Raw genomic sequence first — 21348 nt, forward strand, 5'->3', positions numbered from 1 at the left:
GCTAATCAGTATTACCAAGTCCTTCTGCCTATGATTCAAGCAGAAGGAAAAAAAGGTGGAGAGTCGATCTATAAGCCGGGTTCTGTCTTGAACAGTCATTCGTCTACGATGGCCATCACTGGACATCTTTAGCAACCTACCCGGTCCCAGCGCGGGCCACGCCTTGGGACCCTATTTGGTCTTGCTCCAAGTGGGGTTTACCTAGCCACGAACTGTTGCCAGTCGTGCGGTGCGCTCTTACCGCACCTTTTCACCCTTACCGGCACCGAAGTGCTTAGGCGGTTATTTTCTGTGGCACTTTCCGTAGGCTCACGCCTCCCAGGCATTACCTGGCACTTCGCCCTATGGAGCCCGGACTTTCCTCCCCCCCCTAATTTTCATAGAGGGCAGCGACTGTCCAATCGACTCTCCGCCGCAAAGGTTAACGGCAGAGAGCCCGAAGAACAAGCGATAAAAGCCTTTTGCCGCCCTGCAACCCGCGTTCTTACTCGCCTTTCTGTTTATCCAGGGCGACTTGATAGAGAACATTCTTGCGTTCACCGGTAATTTGCGCCGCCAGAGCCGCGGCACGCTTGAGTGGCATTTCTTCGAGCAACAGATCGAGAATACGCATCGCCTCGCTACTCACTGCCTCCTCACTCTCTGGCGCCGACCAACCCGCCACCAACACCACGCACTCGCCGCGCTGCTGATTGCTATCGTTTTCAACGAATGCCCGCAACTCGGCCAACGGCAGCCCCTTGAGGGTTTCGAAGGTTTTGGTCAGCTCACGAGCGAGCAAGGCCGGACGCTCTGCACCGAACACCAGCTCCATATCCTGCAAGCACTCAAGAATCCGGTGCGGCGCTTCGTAAAAGATCAGCGTGCGCGGCTCTTCTTTTATGGTCTCCAGACGCGCACGTCGACCCACGGCCTTGGCCGGCAAAAAGCCTTCGAAGATGAACCGGTCAGATGGCAACCCCGCCGCAGACAAGGCCGCAATCAGCGCGCAAGCACCGGGAACCGGTACTACATTGATACCTGCCGCCCGCGCCTGACGCACCAGGTGATAACCCGGATCGGAGATCAGCGGCGTACCCGCGTCGGAGATCAGCGCGACATTGTCACCGGCCAGCAAGCGCGTGATGAAGCGACTGCCCTCATCGCGCTCGTTGTGCTCATGACAGGCTGCCAGCGGCGTGGCGATCCCGAAATGCTGCATCAACCGCAAGGAGTGACGCGTGTCTTCAGCAGCGATCAACGCCACCTCACGCAGTATTTTCAGTGCCCGCGCGCTGATGTCGTCCAGGTTGCCGATGGGCGTCGCCACCACATAAAGCGAGCCAGCAGCGGAATTCAAAGCACCTGGAGCAGTCAAAGCGCACACCTCATGATCGGTAAAACCGGCATTGTAGCGCGTAGAAGTGCTTTGAATGCGCGCAGCGATCATCTTGCGCCGAGCCCTTTTGTTGAGCTCGGTAACATTTACACGATCTAAATTGAACGTTTAACGCCAGTAACATCGCGCCCCGGCCAGTGCTTGGGTACAATTCCACGCTAATTTGATCGAGTATCAGGAACATTACATGATCGCTTGCCTGCGGCTGTTCTCTGCCCTCTGCCTCGCTGCCCTGTTGGCGGCTTGCGCCAGCTCGCCCTCGTCCAGCCTTGGCGACCTTCCACGGACCACGGATGCCAGTATCGAGCAACTGCTCGAACAGGCTGCCACCAACAACACTCCGGAAAAGGCCGCCCTGTTGCGCCTGAGCGCGGCAGACCTGGCCTACCGCCAGGGCAACGCCGGCCAGTCTGCACAAATACTTCAACAGGTCCCGATGGACCAACTGAAGCCCGGCCAACAGGTTTTTGCCAGCACCCTGGCCGCCGAACTGGCGATGACTCGCAACCAGCCCAAGGCGGCGCTGACCGCCCTGAGCCATCCGAGCCTGCAACGCCTGAGTGAAATGCCGGTCGAGCAGCAAGTGCGCACCGGCACCGTGCATGCCCGCGCCCTTGAAGCTGACGGCCAGACCTTGGCCGCCGCCCGCGAGCGCATCTTCATCGCCCCAATGCTTAGCGGCGATGCGGCCAGTAAAAACCATGAGGCCATCTGGGCACTCATTGCGTCGCTGCCAACCGATCAACTGCAACCCATCACCACCGACGACCTCGGCGGCTGGATGAGCCTGGCCGTGGCGGTGAAAAACGCCGCTACGCTGGAACAGCAACAGGCCGCCATCGATAACTGGCGCGCCCAGCACCCTAAACACCCTGCCGCCATTGTGCTGCCACTGCCGCTGACCAAACTCAAGGAACTGGCAAGCCAACCGGTCAGCAAGATCGGCCTGCTGCTGCCGCAAGACGGCCCGCTGGCTTCGGTCGCCAAAGCCCTGCGCGAAGGTTTCATGGCCGCGCACTATCAGGCCCAACAAGCCGGACAGAAGCCGCCTGCCATCGAGTTCTATGACAGCTCGCGCCTGACTTCGCTGGACGACTTCTATCGCAAGGCACAAGCCGACGGCGTGCAACTGGTCATCGGCCCGCTGGAAAAACCGCTGGTCAAACAACTCAGCGCTCGCCCGCAACTGCCGATCACCACGTTGGCGCTGAACTATAGCGAAGGCGAACAAGGTCCGGCCCAACTGTTCCAGTTCGGCCTGGCTGCCGAAGACGAAGCCCGCGAAGTTTCCCGCCGGGCACGTGCCGACGGCCTGCACCGCGCCGCTGCCCTGGTGCCGAAAGGCGAATGGGGCGATCGCGTGCTCAAAGCCTTCCGCCAGGATTGGGAAGCCAACGGCGGCACCGTCGTGGGTATCGAGCGTGTTGATCAGCCGGTGGCCCTGGCCCAGCAAATCGCCGATCTGTTCCAGCTGCGTCAGAGCGAAGGCCGCGCCAAGAGCCTGCAAAGCACCGTAGGCTCACAGGTTGCTGCACAGCCTTCGCGCCGTCAGGACATCGAGTTCATCTTCCTCGCCTCGACACCGCAACAAGCCCAGCAGATCAAGCCAACGCTGAACTTCCAATACGCAGGTGACGTACCGGTTTACGCCACCTCCCACGTGTTCAGTGCCAGTGGCGACCAGAACCAGTACAACGACATGAACGGCATTCGCTTCTGCGAAACCCCATGGTTGCTGGACGCCAACGACCCACTGCGCAGGCAAGTGACCACCCAATGGCCACAAGCCGCAGGCAGCCTGGGTCGCCTGTACGCGATGGGTGTCGACGCCTACCGCCTGGCTCCGCGCCTGGGCCAACTCAAGGCACTGCCAGACAGCAGCGTCGAAGGTCAGTCGGGCAGCCTGAGCATGACATCGTCGCAACGCATTCAACGTCAGCTGCCGTGGGCACAGTTCATCAACGGTCAGGTTCAACGCCTGCCCGACACGCCACGCTGATGCCCGACAGGTCACGCCAACAAAGCGGTCGAGAGGCTGAAAGCCAGGCGCTCAAGCATCTCCAGCAACAAGGTCTGCGCCTCCTGGCGCAGAACTGGTTGTGTAAACGCGGCGAGCTTGATCTGGTCATGCTTGACGGCGATACAGTAGTATTCGTCGAAGTCCGTTACAGACAAAACACCCAATGGGGTGGCGCGCTCGGCAGCATCGATGCGCGCAAGCGTCAGAAATTGATACTCGCCGCGCAGTATTTTCTGCAGCGCGAGTCGCGCTGGGCCAACTCCCCCTGCCGTTTCGACGTAGTTGCCATAGACGGCAGCGCGGCTCATTTGAACTGGCTAAGGAACGCCTTTGACAGCTGACTGCTCAAAGGCAAGGCCGATCTTCACTCAACACTTTTGCTCTTTGCTTTGCGGGCCGCACATTGCTGTGCCACCAAGCCGCGCTACTTAAGGTCACACAGATGGACATGCAATCCCGAATTCGCCAGCTTTTTCAGGCCAGTATCGATACCAAGCAACAGGCGATGGACGTACTTGCACCGCACATCGAGCAAGCCAGCCAGGTGATGGTCAACGCCCTGCTCAACGAAGGCAAAATGCTCTCGTGTGGCAATGGCGGTTCAGCCGGTGACGCACAACACTTCTCCTCCGAATTGCTCAACCGCTTCGAGCGCGAACGCCCGAGCCTGCCGGCCATTGCGCTGACGACCGACAGCTCGACAATCACCTCGATCGCCAACGACTATAGCTACAACGAAATCTTCTCCAAACAGATCCGCGCGCTCGGCCAACCCGGCGACGTGCTGCTGGCGATCTCCACCAGCGGCAACTCGGCAAACATTATTCAAGCGATTCAGGCCGCACATGATCGTGAAATGATTGTCGTAGCATTGACCGGACGCGATGGCGGCGGCATGGCTTCGCTGTTATTGCCCGAAGACGTTGAAATTCGCGTACCGGCCAATGTCACTGCACGTATTCAGGAAGTCCACCTGCTGACGATCCATTGTCTTTGCGACTTGATCGACAGCCAATTGTTCGGGAGTGAAGAATGACCCTTAATCGCCTTGGCCTTCTGGCCTTGACTCTAAGCTTGGGCATCAGCGGCTGCACCTCGGTACTCACCGCGACCCGCGAAGCCCCCATTGAAGACGATCGCGGCACTCGAACCTTCGGCAGCAAGATCGACGACTCCCTGATCGAAACCAAGGTCGGCGTGAACGTGGCCAAGGCCAGCCCAGACCTGGACAATGGCTCGCACATCATCGTCACCAGCTTCAACGGTGTCGTGCTGCTCGCCGGGCAAACGCCACGCCCGGACCTCAAGGAACTGGCCGGACAAGCCGCCGCTGCGGTTCAGCGGGTAAAGACCGTGCACAACGAACTGCAAGTGATGCAGCCTTCGTCGATACTGGCCCGCAATAACGATGCCTGGCTGACCACCAAGATCAAAACCCAGATGATCGCCGACGCCAGCATTCCCGGCTCGCGCATCAAGGTCGTGACCGAGAACGGTATCGTCTACTTGCTGGGCCTTTTGACCAAACAGGAAGCCGACCAGGCCACCAACCTGGTGCAAGGCGTTTCCGGCGTACAAAAGATTGTGAAACTGTTCGAGTACATCGACTGATGAACGGTCTGTAGGAGCTGCCGAAGGCTGCGATCTTTTGACTTTGCTTTTTAAAATCAAAAGATCGCAGCCTTCGGCAGCTCCTACGTAATAAAAAAGGCGATCCATGCGGATCGCCTTTTTTATTACTTCACTACCTTCAAGCTTGGCCGGCCGCTGGGACGCGGTGGCTCGCTGTCGGGTGGCGGAAGATCATCGTCCGGCTCGATCTCTTCCTCGTCTTCCATAGGCGATTCCAGATCGAACACCATGCCCTGGCCGTTCTCCCGGGCGTAAATACCCAGGATCGCAGCGATAGGCACGTACAGTGTATGCGGCACGCCACCGAAGCGCCCTTCAAAGCTGACCGCATCGTTGTCCATGTGCAGATGACGCACCGCCGCAGGCGATACGTTCAGGACAATCTGCCCGTCACTGGCAAAGCCTTGCGGCACCTGCACCGACGGATACTCGGAATTGACCAGCATGTGCGGGGTGCAATCGTTGTCCACAATCCACTCATAGAGCGCGCGGACCAAATAAGGTCGACTGGAGTTCATAGCGGCTCCTTAAGCCTCAGCGCATATCGCGTTCGACACCAGACAGACTCGCCTGGAAAGCCTCACGCGCAAACTGGCGCTCCATGTAATCAAGCAGCGGCTTGGCAGGCCGCGGCAGTTCAATACCCAGAATCGGTAAACGCCAGAGTATTGGCAGTAGGCAACAATCCACCAGACTTTGTTCCTCACTTAAGAAAAACGGCTTGTCGGCGAACAGCGGCGAAACGCCCGTCAGGCTTTCACGTAATTCCTTGCGAGCCTGCACACGTGCCGGCTCCTTGGTCCGCGAATCCAGAATCAGATCCACCAGCACACACCAGTCACGCTGAATACGGTGAATCAGCAGACGGCTGTTGGCACGCGCCACTGGATAAACCGGCAGCAAAGGTGGATGCGGGTAACGCTCATCCAGATATTCCATCACCACGGTCGACTCCCACAACGCCAGGTCACGATCGACCAGGGTGGGCAAGCTGCCGTAAGGGTTCACTTCGATCAGTTTTGGCGGATGACGACCCGCCTCCACACTGATGATCTCGGCGCTGACACCCTTCTCTGCCAGTACGATGCGCACTCGGTGGGAATAGTGGTCGGCGGGGTCGGAGTAACAGGCCAACCGATTGGTCACGCCCATGGCGGTCCTCCTCGCTTGTTGAAATGATCGGGAGCGGAAAAACGAGCGCGCCCAGAGGGCGCCTCTCGTAACGCCTGGATGACCAGACTCGTTACACGTTCAGAGACGCCCTTGGGCGCGCACGATTAACAGCAATTGCTTAACGCTTTATCAATGCACGTCTTTCCAGTATTCACGCTTGAGCAAGTAAGCGAATACGAAGAAGAACGCCAGGTACAGCAACACATAGGTACCGATGCGCTGATGCTGCAGCTTCACCGGGTTGGCCGAGTAGGCCAGGAAGGTCACCAGATTCTTGACCTTCTCGTCGAACTGCTCTTCGTTCAGCGCTCCGGTTTTCGGCACGATGGTCAGTTGATCACACGCTTCATGAGTCAGCGGCGTGCCAGTCAACGGGTCATATTGCTTCTTGCCGTTTTCGACGATTTGAACTTGTTTGCATCCTACCACCTGACGACCCTGCAGGCCGACCAGAACGTTAGGCATACCGACGTTCGGGAACACCTTGTTGTTCACGCCCCAAGGACGAGCCGGGTCTTCGTAAAAAGACCTCAGGTAACCGTAGAGCCAGTCAGTCCCACGAACGCGAGCCACCAGCGTCAGGTCAGGCGGCGCTGCGCCGAACCAGGCCTTGGCGTCTGCCGGCTGCATGCCGGTGCTCATGTGGTCGCCGATCTTGGCGCCAGTGAACACCAGGTTCTTCAGCATCAGATCATGAGGAATCCCCAGATCGTCGGCAACGCGCTCATAGCGCTGGAACTTGGCACTGTGGCAGCCCATGCAGTAGTTGGCGAACGTACGTGCGCCATCTTGCATTGCCGCTTTATCGGAGACGTCGATATCGACTTTTTCCAGCTCTGGACCACCGTGCTCGGCCGCGAAGGACAAGACAGGCAAAGCAGCAAGAATCAGTACAGCAAATAGCTTTTTCATCAGCCAGTCACCCTTTCCGGAACCGGTTTGGTCTTCTCGAGCCTGGTGTAGAACGGCATCAGAATGAAGTAGGCAAAGTACAGGAAGGTACACACCTGCGACAGCAATGTACGTTCCGGGGTAGGCGCCATGACACCCAGCCAGCCAAGAATCACGAAGGAGATGCAGAACACCCAGAGCCAGATTTTGCTCAGCCAGCCCTTGTAGCGCATCGACTTGACCGGACTCCGGTCAAGCCACGGCAGGACGAACAGCATGGCAATCGAAGCCCCCATGGCAACCACGCCCATGAGCTTGTCCGGAATCGCCCGCAGAATCGCGTAGAACGGGGTGAAGTACCAGACCGGGGCAATGTGTTCCGGGGTCTTGAAGGCGTTCGCCACTTCAAAGTTCGGCTTCTCGAGGAAGTAACCGCCCATTTCCGGGAAGAAGAACACGATCGAGCAGAAGATGAACAGGAACACCACCACGCCGACGATATCTTTCACGGTGTAGTACGGGTGGAAGGCAATGCCGTCCAGCGGTACGCCGTTTTCGTCTTTGTGTTTCTTGATGTCCACGCCGTCGGGGTTGTTCGAACCGACTTCATGCAGCGCCAGAACGTGCAGCACCACCAGACCGAGAATCACGATCGGCAAGGCCACGACGTGCAAGGCGAAGAAGCGGTTCAGGGTGATGCCCGAAATCAGGTAGTCACCACGGATCCACTGGGTCAGGTCGTTACCGATGACCGGGATCGCACCGAACAGCGAGATGATCACCTGGGCGCCCCAGTAGGACATCTGGCCCCACGGCAGCAGGTAACCCATGAAGGCTTCAGCCATCAGCGCCAGGTAGATCAGCATGCCGAAGACCCACACCAGCTCACGCGGTTTCTGGTACGAACCGTAGAGCAAGCCACGGAACATATGCAGGTAAACCACGATGAAGAACGCCGAAGCGCCAGTGGAGTGCAGCAGACGCAGGATCGAGCCGTACTCGACGTCGCGCATGATGTATTCGACGGAGGCGAATGCCTCTTCCGCCGACGGGGTGTAGCTCATTGTCAGCCAGACACCGGTTACGATCTGGTTAACCAGAACCAACAGCGCCAGGGAGCCAAAGAAATAGAAGAAGTTGAAGTTCTTCGGGGCGTAGTACTTGCTGAGATGGTCTTCCCACATTTTAGTGGCGGGAAAGCGCGCATCAACCCAATCCATGAACTTGCTCATCACGCTTTCTCCGTATCGACGCCGATGACAATAATGTCGTTCGACTCATAGGAATGCGGGGGAACTGGCAGATTCAAAGGCGCAGGTTGCGACTTGAAGACGCGGCCAGCCAGATCGTAGTGGGAACCGTGGCAAGGGCAGAAATAACCACCTACCCATTTCGGGCCAAGATCGGCGGGTGCTACTTCTGGACGGAAAGTCGGCGAACAACCCAAGTGCGTGCAAATACCGATCAGCAGTAGAACTTCCGGCTTGATCGAACGCGTCCTGGGGTCCACGTAAGTCGGTTGTACCGAATTCTTGGAGTCTGGATCAGAGAGGTCACCCTCGATCTTTGTGAGATTCCCCAAAATCTCCTGGGTACGGCGGACGATGAATACCGGCTGGCCGCGCCATTCAGCAATCATTTGCTGACCTGGTTCGATTTTGCTGACATTCACTTTCACCGGTGCACCTGCGGCTTTCGCCTTGGCACTGGGAAACCATGACCCCACGAACGGGACCGCAGCCCCCACCGCTCCTGCAGCACCCACCACGGATGTGGCTGCTACCAAGAAGCGACGCCGGCCTGCATTCACGCCGTCATTGCTCATTCAGTCCTCTCCCATCAGCTTTGTGGCCTGTTAAATCAGGCATCTACTAAGTAAAAATCTGAACTTATAAAAATTTTGCAGAATGGTAATGAAAAGCCCCAGTTCTGACAAGGTAATTACCACCCGGCCTCAGCGCCAAGCCTTGTAGTATAGGGGCTCTACGGATGTGGCAAGTTGTCACATCATAAATCTTCAAACAAAAAAAACGCCCAGCTCCGCGAGGAGACTGGGCGCTTTGAACGCGAAAGCGAATTAACGCTTCGAGTACTGCGGACGCTTACGCGCTTTACGCAGACCCACTTTCTTACGTTCAACTTCACGTGCATCGCGAGTAACGAAGCCCGCTTTGCGCAGAGCACCGCGCAGAGTTTCGTCGTACTGCATCAGAGCGCGAGTGATACCGTGGCGGATTGCGCCAGCTTGACCACTTACACCACCACCGATCACGGTGACGTAGATATCGAACTTCTCGACAGTCTCAGTCAATTCCAGCGGCTGACGAACTACCATGCGGGCAGTTTCGCGACCGAAGAAATTATCCAGGGAGCGGTTGTTGATGGAGATGTTACCAGTACCCGGACGCAGGAAAACGCGTGCGGTTGCGGTCTTGCGACGGCCAGTGCCGTAATTTTGAGTCGCCGACATAATGAACTATTCCGTTAAAACTTCAGTTCTTGGGGCTGCTGAGCAGTATGAGGGTGTGCAGCGCCCGCATAGACTTTCAGCTTACGATACATGTCGCGACCCAGCGGGTTCTTAGGCAGCATGCCTTTGACCGCGGTCTCGATCACGCGCTCAGGGGCTTTAGCGATCAGCTTTTCGAAGTTGATCGACTTGATGCCGCCCGGGAAACCGGAGTGGGAGTAGTAGATTTTGTCGGTGGTTTTAGCACCGGTTACACGAATCTGCTCGGCATTGATAACGACGATGTAGTCGCCGGTGTCAACGTGAGGAGTGTACTCAGGCTTGTGCTTGCCACGCAGACGGCTCGCGATCTCGGTGGCCAGACGACCCAGGGTCTGACCAGCAGCGTCGACGACAAACCAGTCGCGCTTTACTGTTTCCGGTTTAGCAGTAAAAGTTTTCATTCTTTATAGCCTCAGGGGCCGCCCTGTAAATTTAGACGGCGGATCTTACTGAATAGTGCGTACTTTGACAAGTCAAAGGCAGCCGGGTACAGACGCTATCGGGGGCTCGGGTCGGCGCGTCCGTTCAACGGCAAGATTCTTCGGCAGGCGGCGCATCACTTCCACTGCAGAAAGAGGTGCGCAATTATGCAGATTGCGAAAAAAAATTCAACCTGCTTTTATGATTGTTTTCCTCCAAGGACTACCCGATGGACTATCGACAGCTGGGCCGTACCGATCTGAACGTGAGCGCAATCTGCCTCGGGACCATGACCTGGGGCGAGCAAAACAGCGAGGCAGAGGCCTTCGCACAGATTGAACGGGCCAAGAGCGCCGGAATCAATTTCATCGACACCGCCGAGATGTACCCAGTGCCGCCCAAGGCTGAAACCTACGCCACCACCGAGCGCTATATCGGCAACTGGTTCAAGAGCCGTGGCGATCGCGCCGACTGGATTCTGGCGAGCAAGATCGCCGGCCCCGGCAACACCATCGACTACATCCGCGATAAAAACCTGCGGCACAACCGCCAGCACATCACTGAAGCCGTCGATGCCAGCCTCAAGCGCTTGCAGACCGACTATATCGACCTCTATCAGTTGCACTGGCCGGAACGCAGCACCAACTTCTTCGGTCAGCTGGGCTACAAACACAAAATCGAAGCCAACCTCACCCCACTGGAAGAAACCCTCGAAGCGCTGGACGAGCAAGTAAAGGCCGGCAAGATCCGCCACATCGGTCTGTCCAATGAAACGCCGTGGGGCACCATGCGTTTCCTCGCCCTGGCCGAAGCCCGTGGCTGGCCGCGCGCGGTATCGATCCAGAACCCCTACAACCTGCTCAACCGCAGCTTCGAGATCGGCCTGTCGGAAATCGCCATCCGCGAACAATGCGGGCTGCTCGCCTATTCGCCGCTGGCGTTCGGTTTTCTCTCAGGCAAGTACGAAGGTGGGGCTCGCCCGGCGAAAGGTCGTCTGAGCCTTTACAGCCGCTTCAGCCGCTATTTCAACCCGCAGTCGGAAGCCGCATGCAGCCGTTACGTGGCACTGGCCCGTGAACACGACCTGGACCCGGCACAAATGGCCCTGGCGTTCGTGACCCAGCAATCGTTCGTCACCAGCAACATCATTGGCGCGACCACGCTGGAACAGCTGGACAGCAACATCGCCAGTGTCGATCTGAAGCTGTCGGATGAAGTGCTGGCGGGGATCGAGGCGATTCACAAGGATCACCCGAATCCGGCACCTTGATCGATTCATGAACCCAATCGCGAGCAAGCTCGCTCCCACAAGGATTACGCTGTACCTGTGGGAGCGAGCTTGCTCGCGATGGCGGCCGCCCGGTCAGCTCACGATCAAAGCGACCGAGCGATGATCTCCTTCATGATTTCATTGGTCCCGGCATAAATCCGCTGCACCCGCGCATCCGCCCAGGCTCGGGCGATCGGGTATTCCCACATGAATCCGTAACCGCCATGCAGCTGCACGCATTCGTCGAGCACCTTGCATTGCAGGTCGGTGCCCCAGTATTTGGCCATCGCCGCCGTCGGCACATCGAGCTTGCCTTGCAGGTGCAGCTCCAGGCAGCGGTCGACGAAGACCCGGCCAATCTGAATCTCCGTGGCCATCTCCGCCAGTTTGAAGCGGGTGTTCTGAAAGTCCGCAATCGCCTTGCCGAACGCCTTGCGCTCGCGGGTGTAATCCAGGGTCCACCGCAACGCCGCCTCGGCTGAGGCCAAACCGCCGATGGCGACCGTCAGACGCTCCTGCGGCAATTCCTGCATCAGGTAGGCGAACCCCATCCCGGCCTGCCCCAAGAGGTTTTCCTTGGGCACACGGACGTCCTGGAAGAACAGCTCGGAAGTGTCCTGCGCTTTCATGCCGACCTTCTCCAGGCGTTTACCCTTTTCGAAGCCCGGCGTGTTCGCCTCCACCAGAAACAGACTGGTGCCCTTGGCCCCGGCCTTCGGATCGGTTTTGGCCACAACGATCACCAGATCAGCGAGAAAGCCGTTGGTGATGAAGGTTTTCGAGCCGTTGATCACGTATTCGTCACCATCCAGCACCGCAGTGGTTTTCACCCCTTGCAGGTCGGAGCCGGCGCCTGGCTCGGTCATGGCAATGGCGGTGACCATTTCGCCCGAGACCAGCTTCGGCAGGTATTTGTGCTTCAGCACTTCGCTGCCGTAATGCAGGATGTACGGCGCCACAATGTCCGAATGCAGGGAAAAACCGATACCGGTCAACCCCAGCCGCCCCACCTCTTCGATCACCACGGCGCTGTAGAGGAAGTCCGCATCGAACCCGCCGTACGCTTCCGGCAGATGGGAGCAGAGCATCCCCGCCTCCCCTGCCTTGTTCCACAGTTTGCGGTCGATATAGCCCTGTTTTTCCCACTGAGCATGAAATGGCACGGCCTCTTTTTCGAGGAAAGTTCGTACGCTGTCGCGAAACTGTTCGTGCTCGGAACTGAACAAGGTTCTGGGGATCATCGGGGCACCTGTCATTATTGTTAATCGCAAATGAATCCCAGAGCCTAAGCCTCCAGTAGATAACAGGACACTGGACACATCAGACAAAAAATAAGACGATCCAGCCGCTTGGTGACCACTTTCCCCTATAAGAATAAATTGAATATGTCTATCCAACTCTCCACGCCCTTGCGGCGCGTCAGCATCCTGGCTATCGACGGGGTTTTTGCTTCCACCCTCATGCAAGCCAAGGATTTCTTCCATCTGGCCAGCCTGCGTTACGGCAAACAACTGGGCCACGGCCTGACCCCGGCGTTCGAAACCCGCCTGGCCAGCCCCGATGGCAAACCGGTCAACAGCTTCAGCGACGTGATCATGCCGGTGGACGGTGGCCTGGAAAACGCCGATATCATCATCCTTCCGGCATTCTGGGACGATTTCGAAACCCTCTGTAAACGTTATCCACAGGTGCTGCCGTGGCTGCGCGAGCAACACGCGCGCGGTGCGGTGCTCTGCGGCGAAGCCACCGGGGTGTTCTGGCTCGCCGAGGCCGGCCTGCTCGATGGCAAGGAAGCGACCACTTACTGGCGCTTCTTCAACGCCTTCGAAGAGCGCTTCCCTAACGTTCAGCTCAATCAGGACAAGCACCTGACCGACGCCGACAACCTGTACTGCGCCGGCGGCACCACCTCGGCCTGTGACCTCTACATTTACCTGATCGAGCGCTTCTGCGGAGCGAACGTGGCCCAAGCCGTGGCCCGCGACATTCTGTATGAAGTGCAGCGCAGCTATTCACCCGGGCGCATCGGTTTCGGCGGGCAGAAGCTGCACCAGGACGTGATCATCCTGCAGATCCAGCACTGGCTCGAAGAGCATTTTGCCGACAAGTTCCGCTTCGAAGACGTCGCCCGCGAACACGGCATGAGCATCCGCAACTTCATGCGCCGGTTCCAGACCGCCACCGGCGACAAGCCGCTGCACTACCTGCAACGGCTGCGCATCGAAACCGCCAAGGGCCTGCTGTCCGCCAGCCGCAAAAGCATCAAGACCATCAGCTACGAAGTCGGTTACGACGACGCAAGCTTCTTCGCCCGGCTGTTCCGCCAGCACACGGAGTTGTCACCGAACCAGTATCGGCAGCAGTTTCAGCAGGCCGCGTAAACCAAGGGCTCAATACACATCCCACATTGGTTCCTCGGCGCACAAAAAAGGGTCTGCATTGCAGACCCTTTTTCAAGGTATTCGCGTTCGAGTCCGGCATCCCTGCCCTCCACATCAATACCGCCCGAACCGCTGCCGGTACTCCAACGGAGTCAACGTTGTCAGCTCCTTGAACATGCGCCGCAGGTTGGAGTCGCTGCTGAAGCCCAACTCCGCACTGATCGTGTTGACCGCAGTGGACGTGAGGATGAGGCGTTCGCTGACCTGGTTCAGCTTGATACAGCGAGCATAGGTTGCGACGGCAACACCGGTTTCACTGCTCACCTTACGCGACAGGGTGCGCTCGGACATGCCGAGATGCTCTGCCAATCGCTGCACGGTTATCTGTTCAGCCGGCAACTGCTCAACCAGTGCATGCAACTGGCGCAGTAGCTTGCTGGACTGCTCGATCAGGCTCATGGCCGCAAAGGCGCTATGCGCCTGGGCCGGACGCGCAAGCACCATCAGCCTGGTGAGGTCGCGAAACACCTCCGGGCTGACATACCGCTCAATCAAGGCCTGAGCAATGGGCAAGTAACCGTTCACACCGGACGCGGTAGCCGTCAGCGCATTAATGATGCAGTGACGCTCGCTTTGCCACTTCACGGCCTTATGCCGCTGCGCCATAACGTCTGCCAGCCACCACGTCACTGTCGCCGGCTGCCCCTCCAGTTTCCCGCTCGCGGCCAACAGACAGACCCCGCTGCAATAACTCCACAACTGCAGTTTCTTCGAACGTGCCGACAAAGCCGCAACCAAAGAGACATTGGCGGCCAGCATCTCGTCGACCTGCTGCGCTGACTCGGCCCAGAAACCGGGGATCAACAGCGCGTCAAAATCAGCCTCCGCCAATGAGCTGTCGACGTGTAGCGACAGGCCCTGAGCGCATTCAACCGCACCCGCCTGCACTGCAACGAAGCGCGTTTCAAAGAGCGTACTCGAGGCTCGGCGATTGGCCGCGTGCAACAAATCGGCAAACGCAAACAACCCGGCGGGCATGCAACGAGGGAAAAGCAGCAAACCGATTCGAAGAGGTGGGGTCATGGCTGAAATCGAATTAATTATGTCTGGGCCTGCCATTCTGTGGCGCAACGCGACTGGACACAATGGCGGCTCTTCCCAGAGGTACTGCCATGAAAATCCATCAGCTACGCAACGCGACGATTATTGTGGAACTCGGTCCCCATCGAATTTTGATCGACCCGATGCTGGCTCGAAAACACGCACTTCCACCCTTGCGCATCTTCAGCGCAAGAGACCGCAACCCACTGGTCGAGCTACCCGGCTCGGCATCGGCCGCACTGGAGTCCGTCACCCACTGCCTGATTACCCATTGCCAGAAAGGACACTTCGACCACCTCGATCGCGCCGCCAAGAAGTGGCTGCGCGAGACTCGAATTCCAGTCATCTGCACGCCGCACGACGCTGCCCATCTGACCGAGCATGATTTGAATGTTCAGCCTTTACCGGCTGATCACGAGCAACCGAGCGCCCTCCTCGGAGGTCAGATCCGCACGATTCGCTGCACCCATGGGCGGGGACTGGTCGGCAAGATGATGGAACATGGCGTGGGCTATTTGATTGAAATGCCTGGCGAGCCAAGCCTCTACCTGACGGGCGATACGCTGCTCACGCCGGCCGTTCAGGCGTTCGTTGCGCGCCACCGCCCAGACGTTTCTGTGGTGCCGGCTGGCGGCGCGCGTTTCGATTTGGGTGGGGACATCATCATGGGGATTGATGAGGTGCTTGCATTCACTCAGCAGTCATCAGGCACAGTAGTCGCCAATCACCTTGAAGCACTCAGCCACTGCCCCGTGACACGCCAGTCACTGGCCAGCGCCGCCCAACAGGCCAGCCTCGAGGCGCGCCTGCTGATCCCGAACGACGGAGACCTGCTGGAATTCCCGGCCCCGGCTCAATGAGGACGCGGCAGCCCCATGGAAAGGGTCCGCCGCGCCTCACGTAGACCGTTACGGCTTGTGCGCCCGCGCCGTGGGACTGCATTTCCAGCAGACGACTGAGGAGCGGCGCCTGTTTCAGCAGCGTTATGTAACTAACAATTCCAACTCGACATTGCGATCTAAACGCAACACCTCGCTTCGCGAGCCTTTATCCTACGAGAAAATCGGAAACCAGAGTAATAGATAACTCAGCCTTACACTTGTTAGCCGACTGCTCAAGACCTCAACATACATCCCTGCAAACAAAATATGCACACATCAGGGAAGATCAACAATGACTATCGGCTCCAGTTACAACTACCCGTCACATATTGCTAACGATATCATTCGAACAAAGCGCTCATCTGATAACAAGTGGAGCGCTCGTTTCCCGAACCCGCCAGACTTATGTTTTGACTATCGAGCATTAGTAGAACAAGAACACGGCATCGCAAACGCGTCCAACCCCAATCATAAAATATGCGTCATTGGTGCAGGTGTGACTGGACTCACTGCCGCCAGAGAGCTTTATCGTTGCGGCTTTACCAATATAACGCTTATAGAACAATCCAAGCGCATAGGCGGCAGACACCTTACAATCCCCGGAAGCCGAAACTCCGTAGAAAGTCATACACCCTTTGAAATGGGGGCGATGCGTATGCCCTTCTTCAACAAAGCAGACGAACCGCCTAAAGAAGGTAAGTCCCTGATGGCTTACTACGCCAAGGAGTTTGACTTGGCTATTTCAGACTTCCCCAATCCCGGAAGCCAGTGGGTAACGTCGACTGGCATCTATCTTCGAGAAGGAAGCATGGGAGGCGGCGCTACTCCACAGATGTTGATATGGACAAATGAAGACGGTCTGACACCACCTCCTGGCGAGGAGCTTCAACGGGTTTACGCCAAGTGGAAAGCATTTGCTGACCGCATGACCCACCACGTAGCAGAGGTTTATGCCAGCCAACGATGGGAAGCCATGTGGGCTGACATCGTCAAAAAATACGAGGGCATTTCTTTTCGCGACCTGGTCAGCATGCCAATAGTAGACGCTTGGCATGAAAGCTCGCCAGGAGACTTCGGCGGGATGGGAATGTCCCCGGACGAGTCCGCCATTTTCTATTCGATAGGCATCGGTGACGGTAGCTGGGGCGCCTTCTACGATGTCTGCTCGCTTTATCCCCTGCGTACGGCAATTTTTGGATTCAGCAGCCAGCTGCAACTGATTCATGGCCGAGTGGACGCGACCGGTGAACCGATAGCCTCACCACACCTGCACAGCGAAGCCGTTTTTGACTCCAAGGGGCTGGGTTTCGACAGACCTCGCTATATCGGGCTCGCCTCTTTGGATGAATGCCTGTTATTCATGAAAACAGACGAAACCGGAAAATCCTTCTACGAACACTGCCTTGAGCGCAGTAACGGTTTCCTCACGGACTCGTCTGTCACAAAACTGAAAAAACTGGACAATCAAAAAATACGCGTTTACTACAACTGGAAATCGAGCCACCCCGGGCAAACTCAGGAATTATTCGACGACTTTGATTCAATCATCATGACCCTTCCCTCATGGCTGATCGAGACTCGAATCAAGCTCGAGAACTTCAATCAAGAAATGCTTCCATTCGAAACGATCAATGCCTATAAAACCGCTCATTGGGAAACCAGTTGCAAAGTCTATGCACCGTTAAAAAAATCATTCTTGTCGAAAAACACCAACATCCCACAAGCCATCGTCACAGACAGCTTCATTCATGACATCTATACCTATCGCTATAACGATAGCTATAACTATGACTGCATCCTTCTTAGTTACACATGGGAGGATGACGCAACCAAACTCGCGTCCTTCACTGACAAAGAGCTGGTTACGAAATGCGCAGAAGAGCTTGATCGAATCCTTATGAACTCCGCCAATATCCAGGAAAAATTCTCTCCCTATATCGGCATTGATCAAGCAGTCGTCCAACGCTGGATGACCGATAAAAATGCTTTGGGGTGTGCAAAATTGTACAGGCCCGGAACCTACTACGACGCCGTGGGTTTGATGAAGTACAACAGAGATTTTTCACATATTTCTGGCCTCTATTTTTCTGGCGAGTCTTTTTCAGTCGATGCAGGCTGGACAGAGCCTTGCTTTCGAGGTGCCGTCGATGCAGTCATTCATATCTGCAATAAGACCGAAGCCACATTCAATGGCGGCTTTTCCATGAGTGACTATCCAGAATACAAGCTCAGGACCTGACCTAGACCTTCCCCGCTAAAGAGTCGATGCACGCTGTGTATTGGCTCAACCTCGTTCATCTTGGGAAAAGGACTACACACTTAACGGAAGCCGCTGACTTTCGCTCACTCACCGGTTCAACTCTTATAAACACACAACTACACAGGTTGAAAAACAATAATAAGAGGTCAGCGCAAATGAGTGAGTCAACGAGTCCTGTTCGTGTTGCAGTCGTGCAATTCGACCCACAAGTCGGCATAGAGAATCGTGAAGGGAATTTGCATCACAGCCTGGAGCTGGCGCTACAAGCGGTCAATGAAGGGGCAAATCTCATCGTTATGCCTGAGCTTACAAATACCGGCTATTTCTTCAGCAATCGGCAGGATGCTTTCGATCACTCCGAGGCGGTTCCCGGCGGACCGAGCATGCAAAGCTGGATGGATTTCGCCTGCAAACACAAGGTTTACCTCGTGGCCGGCCTGACCGAACGCGACGGCATGCGGCTCTTCAACACCGGCGTTCTTGTTGGACCTGACGGTTTTATCGGGAAATATCGGAAAGCCCATTTGTGGAACCTGGAAAAACTCTGGTTCACTCCAGGCGATCTGGGCTTCCCGGTTTTTGATACACCAATAGGCCGTATCGGATTGTTGATCTGCTGGGATATCTGGTTCCCGGAAGTGCCGCGCATCCTGAGTCAGCAAGGCGCGGACATCATTTGCAGTTTGAACAACTGGGTCTGGACGCCTCCGCCCCTGTTCGATGACGCCGGCAAATGCATGGCTTCGTATCTGACGATGACGGCAGCTCACGTCAACAACGTGTTTATTGCAGCCGCCAGCCGGATCGGCGAAGAACGAGGTGCCCGATACCTGGGCTGCTCACTGATTGCCGGCACCAATGGCTGGCCGATTGGCGCAGTAGCTTCAGCGGACAAGCAGGAAATCCTGTTTGCCGACATAGACCTGACCAGCTCCCGTAGCGCGCCCATCTGGAACAACTTGAACGATCTGCATCGCGATCGTCGAGCCGATCTCTACGATCAAATGCTCGGTTACACCCAACACCCTTGTCTCCCGCGCTGATAAGGGGTCATCACTCATGGATACCGCAACCGAAAAACATCGGCTGAACCGACTTGCCAGCAGATCGCCGCTTGATACTGCGATCTTCCTGCTGATGATCGGCACAACACTCCTGATTATCTGGCTTTCATTCACCAACCGCTCTTCCTGGTCAGCCCATTGGCCAGACTACAGTCACATGGTGACGAGCCTCCCCGAGCCGAGTGCCTGGTTGCGCTGGGTACTGGGAGACATCAGCGAGGTTGCATTCTACAAGCACGAGTTCGCCTCTATTGGACTCTTGGCGGGAGCCTATCTGGGTTACTGGGCCAATCGAACGGGGAAATCCTGGCAAGGCTTTGCAATCTCCTATGGCAGCGGGCTATGGCCGTGGCTGATCACCAGTTCGCTGCTTGGACTGCTGCTGAGTAACCTGCTGTGGGGCTGGACGGTCACGGCCACCCGTTGGCAACCGACGTTTGCAGCCTTTGTTTCACTGCCAGCGGCGATGGTGCTGATGTTTGGCGGTGGCTGGAAAGTGACGATCAACGGAGCCATCATGGGTGCCATTCTTGTCACCCCAATGTGTTTACTAATCGTTAACTACGTCTGCAATCCACTGGGCTTACCCGCCGTGATCGGCAATGTCACGGGCATGGCCGTCGCCAGCGTCTTTGCCTTTCTGCTCTGTCGTTACGTGCCGAGCCTGGTGAAGTCCGAGCAATCCGCCCCATTTGAGGAGCCATCCGAATCTGCGGCCACACCCGCCCTATCAAAGACGCCCGACTACGGAATCTTCTGGAGCCTGCGTCGGGTGTTGGCAGACTTTTCGGAAGCGCCCTTCTTTGGCAATGAACTGGCCAGCCTCGGCCTGTTACTCGGTGCATTGCTGGCTTACACCTTGAACCCCATGAGTCCGGCATACGGCTCAGGTTTGCTGCCACAACTGATCGGAGCGCAGGCTTTGACGTCAGCTTTAGGCGTGGTGATCTGGCGTCGACAATGGATATTGCGCGGCTGGTATCCCACCTACATTCCGCTGGTGTCCGTAGTGCCGGCGGTGGTTCTGACCTATGGCGGCAGTTGGCAGGTAATAGGTTCAAGTGCGCTGTTAGGGGCACTTATTGCGCCACCTTTGGCGTGTGTGATTGCCAAGAGGTTACCGGCTGATATGCACTCCTACATAGGGAATGTCCTGTCCATGGCCATCAGCACCTTGCTGATTGTTCCGCTAATCGGGTTCCTCATAACCCCATAAATTTCATGCCGCACTTCTCCCATTCGGCTGTACCGAAGTCCTGTCGCTCAAGACTGGGTACAGCCACCTTTTTAATCACATCCAATCGAACGAGGTATGACATGAACCTCCCCAAACTGGCTATTGCTGCGCTCGGCGGTACCGTGAGCATGCAAGCCAGGCATGCTGGTGAAGGTGTTATCCCGACCGTCAGCGGTGAAACCCTGCTGGCCTCAGTACCGGAACTGAAGAAACTGGCCCGAGTGACCGTTGAAACACTCGGCCTATTCCCAAGTGCCTCACTGGATTTCGAGCTCTTGCTGAGCGTCCTTTCCTGGGCGAGATACCAGGTTGAGCAAGGCGCTATTGGCGTTGTCATCACTCAGGGCACGGACACCCTCGAAGAAACCGCAACATTTTTCGATTACTTGTGGGACCACGACGAACCACTGGTCCTGACCGGCGCCATGCGCTCGGCAGCCCAAGCAGGGGCCGATGGTCCGGCGAATCTGCTGGATGCTTGCCGAGTCGCACTGGCTGAAAACAGCCGTCAGCGAGGCGTTCTAGTGGCAATGAACGGCCAGATTCACCAAGCGAGCGTCGTCCGCAAAACCGATTCATTGGCGTTGCAGGCGTTTTCCTCCCCAGTCGCTGGTCCCGCAGGAATGCTCCTGGAGGGAACCGTCCGCTATCTACGCCAGCCGTCCCGCCGGAAGCTTTTACCCTTGCCACAACAGACAACACAGACGATTGCCATGCTGGAAGCATCTCTGTCTGCCGACACCTTGATGTTAGAAAACATCCTCGAACTGGGCTACGACGGGCTGGTGATTGCTGGTTTCGGCGCAGGACACGTCTCAGAGCGCTGGGCTGACGCCATCGAAGCAATCGCAAAAGAAATCCCGGTCATCATTGCGACCCGGACCGGCTCAGGCTCCACCGCTCAATCCTCCTACGGCTTCATCGGCGGCGAGATGGATCTGATCCGTAAAGGCGCAGCGATGGCTGGATTTCTCTGTCCGCGCAAAGCCAGAATCCTGCTTTGGCTGCTCATTGGCTGCCAGCGACTAGATGAGCTGGCTCACTATCTCAAAGATGACATCCAGTTTCGAAATTGACGCAAACAAAGAAAGGCCTGCAATGCAGGCCCTTTTTTATTTTCCGAAACGT

General features: G+C 56.8%; 21 protein-coding genes and 1 other RNA gene. 11 read left to right on the plus strand and 11 right to left on the minus strand.

Annotated features, from left to right (window positions below; translation table 11 throughout):
• Positions 1–55: 55 nt before the first annotated feature.
• Both rnpB and rsmI read right to left on the minus strand, forming a co-directional pair.
• Positions 56–409: RNase P RNA component class A (gene rnpB, locus AC1RPZ_RS07360), an RNA gene on the minus strand.
• Between the two features lie 75 nt (positions 410–484).
• Entirely contained in the window at positions 485–1357 is an 873-nt protein-coding gene (gene rsmI, locus AC1RPZ_RS07365) for a 16S rRNA (cytidine(1402)-2'-O)-methyltransferase (protein WP_493136271.1), read from the minus strand.
• Positions 1358–1565: 208 nt separating this feature from the next.
• Between rsmI and AC1RPZ_RS07370 the strand changes: the two genes are divergently transcribed.
• The 4 genes from AC1RPZ_RS07370 to AC1RPZ_RS07385 all read left to right on the plus strand — a co-directional run bounded on the left by AC1RPZ_RS07370 (position 1566) and on the right by AC1RPZ_RS07385 (position 5009).
• A complete protein-coding gene (locus AC1RPZ_RS07370; RefSeq protein WP_493136273.1) occupies positions 1566–3377 on the plus strand; it encodes a penicillin-binding protein activator in 1812 nt (603 codons plus the stop codon).
• Positions 3377–3739 carry a YraN family protein gene (locus AC1RPZ_RS07375; RefSeq protein WP_493136274.1) on the plus strand — a complete coding sequence of 121 codons (363 nt, stop codon included), beginning with the start codon at positions 3377–3379 and terminating at the stop codon, positions 3737–3739. The genes AC1RPZ_RS07370 and AC1RPZ_RS07375 overlap by 1 nt, the downstream gene beginning before the upstream one ends.
• Positions 3740–3840: 101 nt before the next feature.
• Positions 3841–4434 carry a phosphoheptose isomerase gene (locus tag AC1RPZ_RS07380; RefSeq protein WP_003171862.1) on the plus strand — a complete coding sequence of 198 codons (594 nt, stop codon included), beginning with the start codon at positions 3841–3843 and terminating at the stop codon, positions 4432–4434.
• Positions 4431–5009, plus strand: a complete 579-nt coding sequence (locus AC1RPZ_RS07385) for a BON domain-containing protein (protein ID WP_493136277.1) — start codon at positions 4431–4433, stop codon at positions 5007–5009. Before AC1RPZ_RS07380 ends, AC1RPZ_RS07385 begins: the two co-directional genes overlap by 4 nt.
• Before the next feature lie 125 nt (positions 5010–5134).
• On the opposite strand, the gene AC1RPZ_RS07390 is transcribed toward AC1RPZ_RS07385, so the two are convergent.
• The 7 genes from AC1RPZ_RS07390 to rplM all read right to left on the minus strand — a co-directional run bounded on the left by AC1RPZ_RS07390 (position 5135) and on the right by rplM (position 10007).
• Complete coding sequence (locus tag AC1RPZ_RS07390; protein WP_493136279.1) at positions 5135–5548, minus strand: ClpXP protease specificity-enhancing factor; 414 nt, start codon at positions 5546–5548, stop codon at positions 5135–5137.
• A gap of 16 nt (positions 5549–5564) precedes the next feature.
• The gene (locus AC1RPZ_RS07395) at positions 5565–6182 is read right to left on the minus strand and encodes a glutathione S-transferase N-terminal domain-containing protein (protein ID WP_103319119.1); all 618 of its coding nucleotides are present in this window, start codon (positions 6180–6182) and stop codon (positions 5565–5567) included.
• A 150-nt stretch (positions 6183–6332) separates the two neighbouring features.
• Positions 6333–7115 (minus strand): cytochrome c1, encoded by a 783-nt coding sequence (locus AC1RPZ_RS07400; protein ID WP_493136281.1) that lies wholly within the window; start codon positions 7113–7115, stop codon positions 6333–6335.
• Positions 7115–8326 carry a cytochrome b gene (locus AC1RPZ_RS07405; protein WP_201120579.1) on the minus strand — a complete coding sequence of 404 codons (1212 nt, stop codon included), beginning with the start codon at positions 8324–8326 and terminating at the stop codon, positions 7115–7117. Before AC1RPZ_RS07405 ends, AC1RPZ_RS07400 begins: the two co-directional genes overlap by 1 nt.
• Positions 8326–8919, minus strand: a complete 594-nt coding sequence (petA, locus tag AC1RPZ_RS07410; RefSeq protein WP_493136284.1) for a ubiquinol-cytochrome c reductase iron-sulfur subunit — start codon at positions 8917–8919, stop codon at positions 8326–8328. The genes AC1RPZ_RS07405 and petA overlap by 1 nt, the downstream gene beginning before the upstream one ends.
• Before the next feature lie 252 nt (positions 8920–9171).
• Complete coding sequence (gene rpsI, locus AC1RPZ_RS07415) at positions 9172–9564, minus strand: 30S ribosomal protein S9 (protein WP_002555064.1); 393 nt, start codon at positions 9562–9564, stop codon at positions 9172–9174.
• Between the two features lie 14 nt (positions 9565–9578).
• Positions 9579–10007, minus strand: a complete 429-nt coding sequence (gene rplM / locus AC1RPZ_RS07420; RefSeq protein ID WP_019693576.1) for a 50S ribosomal protein L13 — start codon at positions 10005–10007, stop codon at positions 9579–9581.
• A gap of 248 nt (positions 10008–10255) precedes the next feature.
• Here rplM and AC1RPZ_RS07425 point away from each other — a divergent pair, with 248 nt between their 5' ends.
• Positions 10256–11296 (plus strand): NADP(H)-dependent aldo-keto reductase, encoded by a 1041-nt coding sequence (locus tag AC1RPZ_RS07425; RefSeq protein WP_493136286.1) that lies wholly within the window; start codon positions 10256–10258, stop codon positions 11294–11296.
• Positions 11297–11400: 104 nt separating this feature from the next.
• Here the strand turns inward: AC1RPZ_RS07425 and AC1RPZ_RS07430 are convergent, their stop codons facing one another.
• Entirely contained in the window at positions 11401–12537 is a 1137-nt protein-coding gene (locus AC1RPZ_RS07430; protein ID WP_493136288.1) for an acyl-CoA dehydrogenase family protein, read from the minus strand.
• A 243-nt stretch (positions 12538–12780) separates the two neighbouring features.
• On the opposite strand from AC1RPZ_RS07430, the gene AC1RPZ_RS07435 reads away from it, so the two are divergent.
• Complete coding sequence (locus AC1RPZ_RS07435; protein ID WP_493136451.1) at positions 12781–13677, plus strand: GlxA family transcriptional regulator; 897 nt, start codon at positions 12781–12783, stop codon at positions 13675–13677.
• Between the two features lie 114 nt (positions 13678–13791).
• Here AC1RPZ_RS07435 and AC1RPZ_RS07440 read toward each other — a convergent pair whose 3' ends face one another.
• Positions 13792–14760, minus strand: a complete 969-nt coding sequence (locus AC1RPZ_RS07440; RefSeq protein ID WP_493136290.1) for a GlxA family transcriptional regulator — start codon at positions 14758–14760, stop codon at positions 13792–13794.
• A gap of 89 nt (positions 14761–14849) precedes the next feature.
• On the opposite strand from AC1RPZ_RS07440, the gene AC1RPZ_RS07445 reads away from it, so the two are divergent.
• The 5 genes from AC1RPZ_RS07445 to AC1RPZ_RS07465 all read left to right on the plus strand — a co-directional run bounded on the left by AC1RPZ_RS07445 (position 14850) and on the right by AC1RPZ_RS07465 (position 21296).
• On the plus strand, positions 14850–15638 hold the full coding sequence (locus AC1RPZ_RS07445; RefSeq protein WP_493136292.1) for an MBL fold metallo-hydrolase: 789 nt from the start codon (positions 14850–14852) through the stop codon (positions 15636–15638).
• 313 nt (positions 15639–15951) lie between these two features.
• A complete protein-coding gene (locus AC1RPZ_RS07450; RefSeq protein WP_493136294.1) occupies positions 15952–17898 on the plus strand; it encodes a flavin monoamine oxidase family protein in 1947 nt (648 codons plus the stop codon).
• Between the two features lie 176 nt (positions 17899–18074).
• Positions 18075–18962: a nitrilase family protein gene (locus AC1RPZ_RS07455; RefSeq protein ID WP_493136296.1), complete on the plus strand. Its 888-nt coding sequence runs from the start codon at positions 18075–18077 to the stop codon at positions 18960–18962.
• A 16-nt stretch (positions 18963–18978) separates the two neighbouring features.
• A complete protein-coding gene (locus tag AC1RPZ_RS07460) occupies positions 18979–20199 on the plus strand; it encodes a hypothetical protein (protein ID WP_493136298.1) in 1221 nt (406 codons plus the stop codon).
• A gap of 101 nt (positions 20200–20300) precedes the next feature.
• Positions 20301–21296: an asparaginase gene (locus tag AC1RPZ_RS07465; RefSeq protein ID WP_493136300.1), complete on the plus strand. Its 996-nt coding sequence runs from the start codon at positions 20301–20303 to the stop codon at positions 21294–21296.
• Positions 21297–21348 lie beyond the last annotated feature (52 nt).

This window comes from Pseudomonas sp. GW822-FHT02D10 (assembly GCF_058802345.1).